This is a genomic window from Bacillus sp. AFS018417 (assembly GCF_002560985.1).
Classification (GTDB): Bacteria; Bacillota; Bacilli; order Bacillales; family Bacillaceae_G; genus Bacillus_A; species Bacillus_A rhizoplanae.
The window spans coordinates 1-13,494 of record NZ_NTTM01000014.1; the positions used below are offsets into that span (position 1 = coordinate 1).

The 13,494-nt window shown below is 36.4% G+C and carries 14 protein-coding genes, 6 tRNA genes and 2 riboswitches; of the genes, 18 read left to right on the forward strand and 2 right to left on the reverse strand.

Annotation, left to right across the window (positions count from 1 at the left end):
* Window positions 1–26 precede the first annotated feature (26 nt).
* The 8 genes from CN326_RS07960 (at window position 27) to CN326_RS07995 (ending at window position 3,144) form a co-directional block, all read left to right on the forward strand.
* Window positions 27–102 (forward strand) — tRNA-Phe (locus tag CN326_RS07960).
* A gap of 17 nt (window positions 103–119) precedes the next feature.
* Window positions 120–195: transfer RNA gene (locus CN326_RS07965), tRNA-Thr, on the forward strand.
* A gap of 3 nt (window positions 196–198) precedes the next feature.
* Window positions 199–269 (forward strand) — tRNA-Trp (locus CN326_RS07970).
* A gap of 10 nt (window positions 270–279) precedes the next feature.
* Window positions 280–356: transfer RNA gene (locus CN326_RS07975), tRNA-Ile, on the forward strand.
* Window positions 357–359: 3 nt separating this feature from the next.
* Window positions 360–434: transfer RNA gene (locus CN326_RS07980), tRNA-Asn, on the forward strand.
* Between the two features lies 1 nt (window position 435).
* A tRNA-Glu gene (locus tag CN326_RS07985) sits at window positions 436–507 on the forward strand.
* A 610-nt stretch (window positions 508–1,117) separates the two neighbouring features.
* Complete coding sequence (locus tag CN326_RS07990; protein WP_098308059.1) at window positions 1,118–1,537, forward strand: CBS domain-containing protein; 420 nt, start codon at window positions 1,118–1,120, stop codon at window positions 1,535–1,537.
* 455 nt (window positions 1,538–1,992) lie between these two features.
* Entirely contained in the window at window positions 1,993–3,144 is a 1,152-nt protein-coding gene (locus CN326_RS07995; protein ID WP_098308061.1) for a DUF3965 domain-containing protein, read from the forward strand.
* 312 nt (window positions 3,145–3,456) lie between these two features.
* On the opposite strand, the gene CN326_RS08005 is transcribed toward CN326_RS07995, so the two are convergent.
* Window positions 3,457–3,792: a hypothetical protein gene (locus CN326_RS08005; RefSeq protein WP_098308065.1), complete on the reverse strand. Its 336-nt coding sequence runs from the start codon at window positions 3,790–3,792 to the stop codon at window positions 3,457–3,459.
* A 6-nt stretch (window positions 3,793–3,798) separates the two neighbouring features.
* Complete coding sequence (locus CN326_RS08010) at window positions 3,799–4,956, reverse strand: SH3 domain-containing protein (protein ID WP_098308067.1); 1,158 nt, start codon at window positions 4,954–4,956, stop codon at window positions 3,799–3,801.
* 403 nt (window positions 4,957–5,359) lie between these two features.
* A riboswitch (TPP riboswitch) is annotated at window positions 5,360–5,468 on the forward strand.
* Between the two features lie 59 nt (window positions 5,469–5,527).
* Window positions 5,528–5,628: riboswitch (TPP riboswitch) on the forward strand.
* A gap of 85 nt (window positions 5,629–5,713) precedes the next feature.
* Between CN326_RS08010 and tenA the strand changes: the two genes are divergently transcribed.
* The 10 genes from tenA to thiD are packed head-to-tail and all read left to right on the forward strand — an operon-like array spanning window position 5,714 to window position 13,456.
* On the forward strand, window positions 5,714–6,409 hold the full coding sequence (gene tenA, locus CN326_RS08015; protein WP_098308069.1) for a thiaminase II: 696 nt from the start codon (window positions 5,714–5,716) through the stop codon (window positions 6,407–6,409).
* Complete coding sequence (locus CN326_RS08020) at window positions 6,378–7,127, forward strand: ABC transporter ATP-binding protein (RefSeq protein ID WP_098308071.1); 750 nt, start codon at window positions 6,378–6,380, stop codon at window positions 7,125–7,127. The genes tenA and CN326_RS08020 overlap by 32 nt, the downstream gene beginning before the upstream one ends.
* Entirely contained in the window at window positions 7,124–7,876 is a 753-nt protein-coding gene (locus tag CN326_RS08025; RefSeq protein ID WP_098308073.1) for an ABC transporter permease, read from the forward strand. The genes CN326_RS08020 and CN326_RS08025 overlap by 4 nt, the downstream gene beginning before the upstream one ends.
* Window positions 7,873–8,892: an ABC transporter substrate-binding protein gene (locus CN326_RS08030; protein ID WP_098308075.1), complete on the forward strand. Its 1,020-nt coding sequence runs from the start codon at window positions 7,873–7,875 to the stop codon at window positions 8,890–8,892. Before CN326_RS08025 ends, CN326_RS08030 begins: the two co-directional genes overlap by 4 nt.
* Before the next feature lie 10 nt (window positions 8,893–8,902).
* Window positions 8,903–9,532, forward strand: a complete 630-nt coding sequence (tenI, locus tag CN326_RS08035; protein ID WP_141525002.1) for a thiazole tautomerase TenI — start codon at window positions 8,903–8,905, stop codon at window positions 9,530–9,532.
* Window positions 9,516–10,625: a glycine oxidase ThiO gene (thiO, locus tag CN326_RS08040; protein ID WP_098308079.1), complete on the forward strand. Its 1,110-nt coding sequence runs from the start codon at window positions 9,516–9,518 to the stop codon at window positions 10,623–10,625. The genes tenI and thiO overlap by 17 nt, the downstream gene beginning before the upstream one ends.
* Window positions 10,626–10,640: 15 nt before the next feature.
* Entirely contained in the window at window positions 10,641–10,844 is a 204-nt protein-coding gene (thiS, locus tag CN326_RS08045; RefSeq protein WP_098308081.1) for a sulfur carrier protein ThiS, read from the forward strand.
* Window positions 10,845–10,846: 2 nt separating this feature from the next.
* Complete coding sequence (locus CN326_RS08050) at window positions 10,847–11,617, forward strand: thiazole synthase (RefSeq protein WP_098308083.1); 771 nt, start codon at window positions 10,847–10,849, stop codon at window positions 11,615–11,617.
* Window positions 11,610–12,629 (forward strand): thiazole biosynthesis adenylyltransferase ThiF, encoded by a 1,020-nt coding sequence (locus CN326_RS08055; protein WP_098308085.1) that lies wholly within the window; start codon window positions 11,610–11,612, stop codon window positions 12,627–12,629. The genes CN326_RS08050 and CN326_RS08055 overlap by 8 nt, the downstream gene beginning before the upstream one ends.
* 5 nt (window positions 12,630–12,634) lie before the next feature.
* Window positions 12,635–13,456, forward strand: a complete 822-nt coding sequence (gene thiD / locus CN326_RS08060; RefSeq protein WP_098308087.1) for a bifunctional hydroxymethylpyrimidine kinase/phosphomethylpyrimidine kinase — start codon at window positions 12,635–12,637, stop codon at window positions 13,454–13,456.
* Window positions 13,457–13,494 lie beyond the last annotated feature (38 nt).

The window sequence follows — 13,494 nt, forward strand, 5'->3', positions numbered from 1 at the left end:
CCGGTCGGGACCGCCATTTACATAAAGGCTCGGTAGCTCAGTCGGTAGAGCAGAGGACTGAAAATCCTCGTGTCGGCGGTTCGATTCCGTCCCGAGCCACCATTTTTTTTTGTAAACTAGCCGGCTTAGCTCAATTGGTAGAGCAACTGACTTGTAATCAGTAGGTTGGGGGTTCAAGTCCTCTAGCCGGCACCACTTAGGGGCATAGTTTAAAGGTAGAACAGAGGTCTCCAAAACCTCCGGTGTGGGTTCGATTCCTACTGCCCCTGTAAGAAATATGGGCCTATAGCTCAGCTGGTTAGAGCGCACGCCTGATAAGCGTGAGGTCGATGGTTCGAGTCCATTTAGGCCCACCATATTCCGCAGTAGCTCAGTGGTAGAGCTATCGGCTGTTAACCGATCGGTCGTAGGTTCGAGTCCTACCTGCGGAGCCATGGCCCGTTGGTCAAGTGGTTAAGACACCGCCCTTTCACGGCGGTAACACGGGTTCGAATCCCGTACGGGTCACTTCAAAAAGAGTCAGCACCATGCTGACTCTTTTTTATTTGAAGAAAATGATATTATATATTATGCCTTCTACATCTTTGATTAATAATCTCCTTATAAATATATAAATATGTTTATCCTACTACTCCCGGATTTACCTTAAGGCTCAAAGGAGTCAAAGAAGGTAGCTGGATGATATAAATACCCATAGCTCATTTTGATAGTAAGTTTATTTTTAATATGTTATGAAATATTTCATTTTTTATTGTAAATAATGAAGGATTTTGTATTATTTTATATAATTAGGAAAGAATATAGTGCATTATATTTCATCAATTGACTATTTTAGCTAAACTGATGAATAAAATTAATATTTTCTCTCCTCAATCCTAATGATCTTAGATGGATCGTCATATTTAAGAATACCCCATTTAGTTTGTTCTATGGCTAGTGACTAAAAGTCTAATTGTGACCTTAGCCGGTGCTGTTTAGAAAATTCTCCGAGGTTGGCAAAGAGCAATTTCCTTTGTTTTTATAGAAATGAGCGTATCTTATTGTATTTATCTTTCTAGGAAGCGCGAATTTAAATGAGGAGAATTGGAAAGGCTAAAGTGTGTAAAGGAGGGTATTTATGACAACCGTTCGAGAATTGATGAGCACGAATATTGTACATTGTACGCCGCTAGATAATGTATATGAAGCAGCTGTGAAAATGAAAGAAGAAGATATAGGAATGATTCCTGTTGTAGAGAATGACCAAGTTATTGGTCTTGTAACAGATCGTGATTTAGTTGTGAGAGGGATTGCAGAAAAGCATCCAGGTTCTAATCAAATTACAAATGTTATGACAACACAAATTGTTTCAGTGTCTCCTGATGACTCTGTTGAAAAAGCGACAGAGTTAATGGCACGTTACCAAATCAGAAGATTGCCGGTAATTGAACATGGACAAATTGTGGGAATGTTATCACTTGGTGATTTAGCAACAACTAAATATGCAGATGATCAGGCGGGTGTTGCCTTAAGTGAAATATCAGAGGATACAAAGTAAAGAATAGAATATTTTATGCTAGTCTTTATCTCGCTATTCGCGGGCAGTAATACTCCCATCTCAAAATTTAGCAGAAAGCAAATTATGTAAGGGGTAAACTGCTAGCATGTCCCGGATTGGTTTCACTAATAATCCGTGGGGGATAAAGCCCTCACGGATTAAAGTTATACTTTATCCCGCTATTCGCGGGCAGTAAGACCCCTACCTCAAGATTTAGAAAAAGCGAAGAAGATAGGTAGGAGATGAAGAAAACCTCCACTGATGGAAGTTTCGCTTTATGTAAATTACTTTTGAAATTATTGTTAACAACTAGTATTATATGAAAAAAATGGTATACTAATAAATACAAAGTCTTATATGTTATTTTGAATATAATAATATTATTATTAATATAATAATGGGTTTATTAACATGAAAGTATTTGATCATACATATAGAAAACGGGGGGGAATTATATGACGATTATGCAAACTGAACCTAATTGGAATTTGGTTACGGATGCGTATGAAAAGCCGGAAAATTTTGCGGATTTACTCTCTTTGCTTATACCAAAGCGTCCAAAAGGAGAAGGAAAAGAACGAACTATTCTGGCTTGGAAAGAAAAAGAATTTTATAAGAAAGAAAATTTAATTCCTTTTATTTTATATGGAATGAAAAAAATACATAATTTACCAAAGTTTCATAAAGATGAAATGCCAACTTTAGTTCGAATTGTTCGTTTATGTCAAGAAGTGGGATGGTATCAACAAGCTTATCGTTTTATGGTTGATGAAGGATTAGAGGAGTTCGTACAAACATCTCTAGATTATGAATCATGGGATGTGTTTACACAAGTAGTTGCTTGGAATTATTTAATTATAAAACAAAAAGTTGCTGAGTTAGACAGCAATGATTACTTTATTTGGGAAAGAATTAAATTTAATGTAGAGTGTATTGAAAAGTATAAGGCACTTTTGTCGCATAAAGAAATGTTGGAATTTATGTTTCTATATCTTTGTAAACAAGCAAAGACATTATCAAGAGAGAAATTAGATGAAAACCTAATGGATTTAGCAGTATATTGTAATACATATATTTATGATTTATACACACTAGATTTATTGAAAAAATATAGAAAATGCACTGATTTCTTAACATATTATGAACCAAGCCGAGCTGTTGTAGCATGCCAACATGCGGTGATTGCACAAATATCAGATCATCTTAATCCATTAAAGACAACTCATGTTGATGATTATTTATTTGTTATAAAAGAAATAATGGAATATATGTCATTTGAATTTATGAAAAAATATGAGCATTTTATTGGGAAATTATTATCATATGTTCCATTTTTCGAGATGATTCAAGTTCCACAACATGCATATTATTGTGAAGAACTCATGTATATATGTAAAGGAATAGGGTATAAAGAGGAACTACTACGTGATTATATATTTATACAATTACCAAATTGTTTTCCTTCCTTTATTAAGCAATTTTTAAAGAATAAGCGCTACGCTTCAATACATGATATTTTATTTTACTGGTGTAGCGATGAACAGCGTATGAACTTAGAAAATAAATATAACTTAAGTTTTATTTATGAAAAATATGCGTGCGGATAAAGTGAGTTTTCCACTAATTTAATGCTTTTTCAACTAATGGTTACATAAAGTTCATTTCTTTGAGAAAGCATACTTTGTCTAGTAAATAAAAAGAAATAGCGTAGAATACAAATAAGGATTCCACTTTATGTGGAATCCTTATTTAATAGTAAATAAAAAAAGAAATTATTATGAGAGAAATCATGCCATATAAAAGGAATTGGCCATTTTTATTTTCTTTAATACCAAAAAATTCATTCATTCTTTCATATAAGTCTAAAAACGATTTTGTTAGACTAGCTTTGGATAAGCGTTGCACCATTTTCCCTCTTTCTATGTTTCTTGATATTGATGTTTACGATGTTCTGGGACATATATATATTGAGATACTATAAGAAGAATAGTCATAAAGAATACAGGGAAAATTGCGGCGGCATTTAGGCCATTATAAATAATGTTTGTTAGTAAAGAACTTATAATGAACAGTGCAGTATATATGTGTGAAATATGGCGTTTTAAACGAATTTTGAATACTTCCATCAGCACTTCACAAGCAACGAACGTAATAGCGATGCTTAAAAATACAATGTTTGTGTTGTAAATTAATAAGCAACAAATGAGACCGAAAAATGCTAAATACTCAATAATTAATGGGATATTGCGTGTCATCTTACATCACCTAACTAGGAAAGGAAGCGGATTTACTGCATTTGTTTTTTCAAAATTCCATTCCCCGTTATGTAATTCAAAATGTAAGTGTTGACCAGTGGAATGTCCTGTATTTCCCATATAACCGAGCAATTGGCCCGTTGCTACGTTATCGCCCTTTTTAACCGCACGATTGTTCATATGAGCATATACAGTTGTATATAAATTCCCATTTATATGATGGGCAACAAATACAACATTTCCATAGCTTGTAGAATAGTACGACTTAACAACAGTGCCAGGTGCAGCAGCTTGAATTGGAATATCCCCTGTTGCTGCAAAGTCTACGCCATAGTGCATCTGTCCCCAACGTACATCAAATGTTGAGCTCACGTTCCCTTGAACTGGATATTTAAATACAGCTGGAATAGATGGTTTAGCTTGTTGCTGTTGTTGTTGTTGTTGTCCTTGCAATATATATTGTTGTCCAACATAGCCATATCCTGATCCGTAGCGAATTTTATACCATGTGCCAACCTTTCCAACGACTTGTACTTGTGTTCCATTCTTTAAAGAACCAATAACAGCCGTATTTGTTCCTGCACCGCTGCGTACTTTTAATGCTGGAGTAGCAACATAATAAGAGCTTCCGCCTTGTACCGTAACTCCTTTTACTAACGGCTGAGTTCCGTTAGATAAAAACTCTTTCTTTACATAGCCATTTGTTCCGTTATGTATAATTTTATACCATCCATTTTCTTCTTCTTGGACAGTAACAAATTTCCCATTTGGTAATACATCAATAATTTCAGATTGCGTATTTGGTTCAGAGCGAACGTTTAATGCGTCTGAATTAACGATATATTGCTGCTTACTATTGCTTGGTTTTGTTAAAGAAATTGCTTCTTTTTTTACATAGCCAGTTTTATTTTGAGTTTGAATTTTATACCATTCGTCTGTTGTTTCAAGAATTGTAACGGGAGTGTCACGTACAATGTTTTCAATAACGGAATCTGTTGTTTTAGGACTATTATATACTTGTAATGTATTCGTTTTTACATAACCAATTTTCGTTTTTGGTTTTTGCTGCGCTTCTACAGTTTGTACAGTGGAATCTGTCATAGACGGGAGTAAAGAAGCAACTGCTACAGTAGCTGCTGTCATTGCTGCGGCTTTCATATTCATATAATTATAGGCCTCCTTATGTAATAAATTGTTATATTCAAAATTATGATATAACAATATTAAACTTGATTTGTGCGCATAGAAATGTAGTATTAAAAATAGATGAACATTTTCCTATACTATAAAGTCCCATAATAAAAGGATAGCAGATTTATCACTATTATGGAAATAGATAGAAGAAGTTTGCGTTTTTTGAACTTACAAAATACATAGAATGATATTTTATCTCGCTCAAAGCGTTGATATTTTAGGGAGAGGCTTTAAGATGAAAAACTCCCGTAAGACATAGAGTGACTTAACTAACCATTTTTTGGTTAAAATTACCGTCAATGGAAATTTGACTTTATAACTCAAAAGAGTTGCCGATGAGATATGGCGATGGTATACTGACTATGTTAAATGAATATAATGCTAGGGGGGCTAGTGTTGCTAGCTGAGAGTAAGACATATAGTCTTTGACCCTTGAACCTGATCTAGATGATGCTAGCGTAGGGAAGCAATTTGGACGATATACATAACGTCCCCGTTTCTTTGCGTATAGAAACGGGGATTTTTTATTGAAAATTTTATAGAACACCACTAGGGGTGCTTGTAAGCTGAGAGAGGTAGAAACCTTAACCCTTATAACCTGATCTAGGTGATACTAGCGTAGGGAAGTGGAAACAACAAATGAAGTTTTCTTTTGTTTGCTGTAACCACTTCTTATATAGAAGTGGTTTTTTATTTGGATACATATATATAGGAAGGGGAAATATAGATGACATTTTGTGAAAGATTATTTGAAAAGGTGCAGCCTGTTTGGGAAAAGAGTCATAATCATCCATTTGTAACAGGGATGGGAGATGGAACGTTAGAGAAAGATAGATTTCAATATTATATTGTTCAAGATTATTTGTATTTGTTAGATTACGCAAAATTATATGCAATTGGTGTTGTAAAAGCAACAAATCCAAAAGTAATGGCGAAGTTTGCTGAACAAATCGATGGGATTTTAAATGGAGAAATGACGATTCATAAACAATATGCAAAGCGTTTAGGAATTTCTGTTGAAGAAATGGAATTAGCAAAGCCGTCTGCAATGAATCTAGCATATACAAACTATATGATGTCTGTATCACAAAACGGTACACTTGCTGAATTAATTGCAGCGTTGCTTCCGTGTATGTGGAGTTATTGGGAGATTGGAAAGCGTTTAAATGATATTCCAGGAGCACGCGACCATGAATTTTTTGGCGAGTGGATTCAAGGGTATAGCTCTGAAGAATACGGAAATCTTTGTGTATGGTTAATTGAGTTATTTAATGAAATTGCAATTGGAAAAACAGAAGAAGAACTAGATCGTTTAGAAGAAATCTTCTTATATTCTAGTCGTTTTGAATATTTATTCTGGGATATGGCATATCGTAAGGAGATGTGGGGTTTTGAGGAGCAAGAACATACTACAGTTTCATAACGTTTCCTTTCATTATGATGAGAAGCAGGTTATAACGAATCTTGATGCTGCAGTACAGGAAGGGGAATTCGTTAGTATTATTGGGCCAAGTGGCTGCGGGAAAAGCACATTGTTTCGGCTCATTACAGGACTCGAAAAAGCAAGTGAGGGCACTATTGATGTGATAGGAGCAACCGATCACCCTGTCGGTTATATGCCACAAAAAGATATGTTACTCCCGTGGCGAACAATTATTGAAAACGCAGCTTTGCCTCTTGAATGTCAAGGTGTGAAGAAAAAAGAAGCACAAATGAAAGCACAAGAATTGTTGGAGCAGTTTGGACTGCAAGGGTATGAAAATAAACAACCAAAAGATTTATCAGGCGGAATGCGGCAACGTGTCTCTTTTATTCGTACGTTGTTAACTGGCGGAGATCTTTTACTATTAGATGAACCATTTAGTGCACTTGATGCATTGACGAAAGCATCTCTGCAAGAATGGCTATTTGAACAATGGAAACATTGGCGAAAAACAATTTTATTTATTACACATGATGTTGATGAAGCGCTTTATCTTTCCAATCGCATTTTTATCGTAACAGAGCAGCCCATTACATCATTGACGGAACGGGTCGTACCTCTTGGACAAGAACGATCTCGAAAGGATTTACATCGTCCAGAAATGCTAGCATTAAAAGATGAACTTATGGGGCTGTTACAAAGGCAGGTACTTGTATGAAAAGAATTGTAGATTATGTTCCAGCTTTTATTGTTACTGCTATTTTTCTTATTGTTTGGGAAGTAGGAGCACGGATTCTCGATGAAATGTACATTTTACCATCCCCAAGTGCCATTGTTCAAAAAATGTGGGAGTTACGGGATATATTGCTTACGGTGCATTTACCAGCAACGCTTTCTGTTACAGTTATCGGTATTATCATTTCCATTGTATTAGGTGTTGGTTTAGCAATGGTGATGAGTATGAGCTCATTTGCTGAGAAAGCATTTTATCCACTACTAGTTGCTTCACAAACGATTCCAATTACAGCTTTGGCACCATTATTTGTTTTATGGTTTGGCTATTCTATTTGGAGTAAAGTTGTTGTCACAGTACTCATTACGTTCTTTCCAATTGCAGTGAATACGTATGATGGCCTTCGCAGTACGAAAAAGGAATGGGAAGAGCTTTTGATTACATATGGTGCAACAAAAAAGGATGTTTTCTTAAAATTGAAATTACCATCCGCACTTCCATACTTTTTCTCTGCTTTGAAGGTGGCCCTGCCGTTCAGTGTTATCGGGGCAGCAATTGGAGAATGGCTTGGAGCGCAAGCGGGACTAGGGTATTTTAGTAAACGAATGATGACACAAATGGATGGTGCGGGTGTGTTTGCACCAATTGTTTTATTGTCATTACTTGCTATTTTCTTTGTATTACTTGTTTCTATATTAGAGAAGAAGTTTATTAGTTGGAGGAAGCATGCATGAAATTATTAAAACGCATTTTTGTGTTTACATTATTAATTGCGATGATTGCTGGGTGTTCTAGCAATTCGGCATCAGAAAAGGAAAAAAGTGAAAAAAAGAAAAAAGGTGAAAAAGAAGTAACTGTAATGCTCGATTGGTATCCAAATGCAGTGCATAGCTTTATTTATGCAGCAATTGAAAAAGGATATTTTAAAGAAGAAGGTATCAAGGTAAATATTAAATTCCCTTCAAATCCAACTGATCCATTAACGTTAGCAGCGGCAGGAAAGGTAACGGTCGGATTATATTATCAGCCTGATGTTGTTATTGCTAGAGCGAATGAAAATATTCCAGTGAAGTCTATCGGAGCAGTTGTTCGCTCACCTTTAAACCATGTCGTATCGTTAAAATCAGCTGGCATTTCTTCTCCAAAAGATTTGGAAGGAAAAACAGTTGGATATTCAGGAACACCGTTAAGTGAAGAGTATTTAAAAACGATGGTTAAAGAAGATGGTGGAAATCCAAATAACGTAAAAGTAGTTGATGTTGGCTTTGATTTAGTACCGGCTCTTACTACGAAAAAAGTAGATGCTGTAACAGGCGCATATATTAACCATGAAGTACCAGTACTGCGCCACGAAGGTTTTGACCCAGCATATTTTAACCCAGCAGATTACGGTGTACCGAATTATCATGAACTTGTATTTGTAACAGGCGATAAAACATTGAAGAAAGATAAAGAAACATTGCAAGCTTTTTTACGCGGGGCGAAAAAAGGTTACGAATTTATGAAGCAAAATCCAGATGAAGCATTAAACATTTTATTAGACCATCAAGAAAAAGAAAATTTCCCTCTTATTCCAGAAGTTGAAAAAGAAAGTATGAACATTTTATTAGATAAAATGGAAACGAAAGATGAACCATTTTTATCAGATACAGCAGATTCATGGGAAAAACAAAATAAGTGGTTGAAAGAAAAAGGGATGGCAAAAGAAATTGTTCCTGCAAATGAGTTGTTTGAGAACATTTTAAAGTAGGCGAATTTATATGAAAGATGAGCTTCACGTCATATCAAATGGTCGTATGCCGTTTGAAGAGTTAGCAAATATAGCAACTGAGATTGAAAGTGAAATAGATTATTTGCACATTCGTGAGCGGGAGAAAAGTACGAAAGAGTTATATGAAGGTGTGGAAAAGCTCTTAAATAAGGGCTTTCCCTCTTCTAAGCTTGTAATCAATGATCGGATTGATATTGCAATTTTATTAAATATTAGACGTGTACAGCTTGGCTATCGCAGCGCTGATATGAGATCTGTCAAAGAAAAATTTTCTTATTTACATGTTGGCTATTCTGTTCATTCACTTGAAGAAGCGATTGTTGCTTTTAAAAGCGGTGCGGATTCTCTTATGTACGGGCATTTGTTTCAAACAAACTCCAAAAAAGGAGTTCCGCCAAGAGGATTAGAAGAAATTACAGAAATGGCAAAACAGTTAACAATCCCAATTACTGCTATTGGAGGGATTACTCCTAATAATACAGCAGAAGTACTTGATACCGGGGCTACTGGTATTGCAATTATGTCCGGAATTTTAAGTGCAGTAAAACCGAATGAGCAAGCGAAATTATATAAGGAAACGATACGAAAGTGGGCGAGGAATCATGAAAAAAATATATGATGTTGCCATCGTTGGCGGCGGTGTAATCGGAAGTTCAGTTGCACATTTTCTTGCTGAAAGAGGCTATAAAGTTGCCATCATTGAAAAACAAAAGATTGCTTCTGAAGCTTCTAAAGCAGCGGCCGGATTACTAGGTGTACAGGCGGAATGGGATGAATATGATCCGCTGTTTGAATTAGGTAGGCAAAGCCGCGCGATGTTTCCAAAGCTTGCAAGTGTATTGCGTGATAAAACCGGAATTGATATAGGATATGAAGAAAAAGGAATTTACCGTATTGCTCAAAGTGAAGAAGAGAGCGTACGGCTTCTCCATATCATGAAATGGCAGCAACAAACAGGAGAAGAATCACATTTTATCTCAGGTGAAGAACTGCGTGAAAAGGAACCATGTTTATCCTCTTCTATTATTGGAGCCGTATATCATCCAAAAGATGGCCATGTGATTGCACCTGAGTTGACAAAAGCATTTGCTCACTCTGCTGCGATATCTGGAACGGATATATATGAAGAAACTGAAGTGTTTGATATTCAAATTGAGGGTAATCACGTGACAGGATTGCTTACAACCGAAGGAACTATCTCATGTGAGAAAGTAGTAATTGCCGGAGGTTCGTGGAGTACAAAACTACTAGAATATTTTCATAGTGAGTGGGGGACATACCCTGTTAAAGGTGAAGTTGTTGCGGTGCGCAGTCGTAAGCCACTGCTACAAACCCCTATTTTTCAGGAGCGATTTTATATTGCACCAAAACGCGGTGGACGCTATGTCATTGGGGCGACAATGAAACCTCATACATATAACAAAGCTGTGCGTCCAGAAAGTATTACTTCTATATTAGAGCGTGCTTATAGTATCCTTCCAGAATTAAAAGAAGCAGAATGGGAAAGTGCATGGGCAGGATTACGTCCGCAATCGAATCATAGTATGCCGTATATTGGTATGCATGAAGAAATTAACGGGTTATACGCTTGTACTGGCCATTATCGAAATGGAATTTTATTAAGTCCAATTTCAGGCCAATATATGGCTGATCTTATAGAAGGAAAGCAAGATAATCGTTTATTAGATTCATTGCTTTCACAATCTATTTAGTAAGGAGATGAAAGCTTGAACTTAAAAATTAATGGTAGACAAGTAGAGGTACCAAGTGAGGTTAAGACGGTAGCTGATTTGCTTGCTCATTTAGGATTAGAGACGAAAATTGTTGTTGTAGAACGCAATCAAGACATTTTACAAAAAGATGATCATCAAGATACATCTGTTTTTGGTGGAGATCAAATTGAAATTGTAACATTCGTAGGAGGCGGTTGATTATGTTAAATATTGGGCCATTTACTTTTAATTCTAGACTGTTATTAGGAACAGGGAAATTTTCCGATTTTGATGTACAAAAGAAAGCAATTGAAGTATCAGAAGCAGAAATTTTAACGTTTGCGGTGCGTCGTATGGATATTTTTAATGCAGAGCAACCAAACTTACTAGAAAAAATTGACGTAACAAAGTATACACTTCTTCCAAATACAGCAGGAGCAAAAACAGCAGAAGAAGCAGTGCGCATTGCGAAACTAGCAAAAGCATCAGGATTATGTGACATGATTAAAGTAGAAGTGATCGGTGATGATAAAACGTTATTGCCAGATCCAGTTGAAACGTTAAAAGCATCCGAAATGCTATTAAAAGAAGGGTTTATTGTTCTGCCGTATACGTCTGATGATGTTGTGTTAGCGCGTAAATTACAAGAATTAGGTGTCCATGCAGTTATGCCAGGAGCATCACCAATTGGTTCTGGTCTTGGTATTGTAAATCCATTGAATTTAAGCTTTATTATTGAGCAAGCAACTGTTCCAGTTATTGTTGATGCTGGTATCGGTAGTCCAGCTGACGCAGCGTTTGCGATGGAATTAGGTGCAGATGGTGTTTTACTGAATACGGCTGTTTCTGGAGCGAAAGATCCTGTGAAAATGGCAGAGGCAATGAAGCTGAGTATTCATGCAGGTCGGTTAGGTTTTGAAGCGGGACGTATTGCACGTAAGCGCTGTGCAACTGCAAGTAGCCCGTTAGAAGGAATGAGCATTCTTGAATAGTCGATATTCCCGTCAAGTATTGTTTTCTCCAATTGGAGAAGAGGGACAGCAAAAAATAAGAGAAAAGCATGTATTAATTATCGGTGCAGGAGCACTTGGAAGTGCGAATGCAGAGATGCTTGTTCGTGCTGGAATTGGCAAAGTAACGATTGTTGATCGCGATTACATTGATTGGAGTAATTTGCAGCGTCAACAGTTATATTGTGAAGAAGATGTACGAAATAATTTACCCAAAGCGGTCGCAGCAAAGCGCCGCTTACAAGCTATTAATAGCGGTGTAGTTGTAGAAGCCTACGTACAAGACGTAACAGCAGAAGAACTAGAAGAGTTTGTTACAGGGGTAGATCTTATTATCGATGCAACAGATAATTTTGAGACCCGTTTTATTGTAAATGATATATCACAAAAACATTCGGTGCCATGGATTTATGGAGCCTGCGTCGGTAGTTACGGTCTTTCTTATACAATTTTACCAGGAAAGACACCGTGTTTATCTTGTTTATTACAATCTATCCCGCTTGGCGGAGCGACATGTGATACTGCAGGGATTATTTCACCTGCTGTATCCATCGTTGTATCGCATCAAATTGCAGAGGCATTAAAGATTTTAGTAGAGGATTATGAAGCCCTTCGTGATGGACTCATTTCATTTGATGTATGGAAAAATGAATATTCATGTATGAATGTACAGAAATTGAGAAAAAAACAATGTCTATCATGCGGAGAGGAAGCAGTTTATCCGTATTTAAGTAAGGAAAATACTTCTAAGACAGCTGTTTTATGCGGCAGAAATACAGTGCAAATTCGTCCCCCATATAAAGAACAGTTCGATCTTTCTATGTATAAAAATCTGTTACAAGATCGTGTAATGGATTTAACCGTTAATCCGTATTTATTATCGTTTTCTGTTGATGATAAACGGCTAGTAGCATTTCAGGATGGCCGTGTGCTCGTACATGGTACAAAAGATATTGCGGAAGCAAAAACAATTTATCATCGTTACTTTGGTTAAAAAGGGTGAGTAAAATGAAAGTGAATAAAGCATTAACGATTGCTGGTTCTGATAGCGGCGGCGGTGCAGGTATTCAAGCTGATTTAAAAACATTTCAAGAGCTCGGTGTGTACGGAATGACAGCAATTACAGCGATTACTGCACAAAATACACTTGGTGTACAAGGAGTATATCCTGTTCCGGTGGAAGGTATTCAAGAACAGTTAAATTCTATCGGTGCTGATTTAACGCCAGATGCAGTGAAACTTGGCATGTTATTTAGTAGTGAAATTATTAAAATTGTAGCTGAAAAAATTAAATTATTTTCATGGAATAATATTGTGCTAGATCCTGTTATGATTGCAAAAGGCGGAGCATCTTTATTACAACAAGAAGCTGTTGCAGCATTAAAAGAATATTTGTTGCCGCTTGCAACGGTAATTACTCCAAATGTTCCTGAAGCAGAAGTGTTAACAGGAATGAAGATTCATACGATTGAAGATAGTAAAGAAGCTGCGAAAGTACTGCATAATTTAGGCGCGAAGTTTGTTGTCATGAAAGGCGGACACGCGGCATATCAAGGAAATGAAGTAATAGATTTATTATTTGATGGCAAGGCATTTGTTGAGTACAAAAGCGAACGTATTGATTCCACACAAACACATGGAAGCGGATGTACGTTTGCCGCAGCTGTAACGGCAGGATTAGCAAAAGGTTATGAAATTGAAGAAGCAGTTCGTGAAGCAAAGTGTTTTATTAGTATAGCAATTGAAGACGAGCTTAATATTGGTAGCGGGCATGGACCAACGAATCATTTTGCTTATAGACGTAGAAGTATAAATGTATAAATATGTATTTTTCTGAAAAGGCCAGTTGAAAAAACTGG

Bases quoted from the DNA above. Each gene is read 5' to 3' on its own strand.
- tenA (WP_098308069.1), top strand. From the start codon at position 5,714: ATGACATTTTGTGAAAGATTATTTGAAAAGGTGCAGCCTGTTTGGGAA.
- CN326_RS08030 (WP_098308075.1), top strand. From the start codon at position 7,873: ATGAAATTATTAAAACGCATTTTTGTGTTTACATTATTAATTGCGATG.
- CN326_RS08010 (WP_098308067.1), bottom strand. From the start codon at position 4,956: ATGAATATGAAAGCCGCAGCAATGACAGCAGCTACTGTAGCAGTTGCT.
- CN326_RS08005 (WP_098308065.1), bottom strand. From the start codon at position 3,792: ATGACACGCAATATCCCATTAATTATTGAGTATTTAGCATTTTTCGGT.
- thiO (WP_098308079.1), top strand. From the start codon at position 9,516: ATGAAAAAAATATATGATGTTGCCATCGTTGGCGGCGGTGTAATCGGA.
- CN326_RS07990 (WP_098308059.1), top strand. From the start codon at position 1,118: ATGACAACCGTTCGAGAATTGATGAGCACGAATATTGTACATTGTACG.
- CN326_RS08050 (WP_098308083.1), top strand. From the start codon at position 10,847: ATGTTAAATATTGGGCCATTTACTTTTAATTCTAGACTGTTATTAGGA.
- tenI (WP_141525002.1), top strand. From the start codon at position 8,903: ATGAAAGATGAGCTTCACGTCATATCAAATGGTCGTATGCCGTTTGAA.
- CN326_RS07995 (WP_098308061.1), top strand. From the start codon at position 1,993: ATGACGATTATGCAAACTGAACCTAATTGGAATTTGGTTACGGATGCG.
- CN326_RS08025 (WP_098308073.1), top strand. From the start codon at position 7,124: ATGAAAAGAATTGTAGATTATGTTCCAGCTTTTATTGTTACTGCTATT.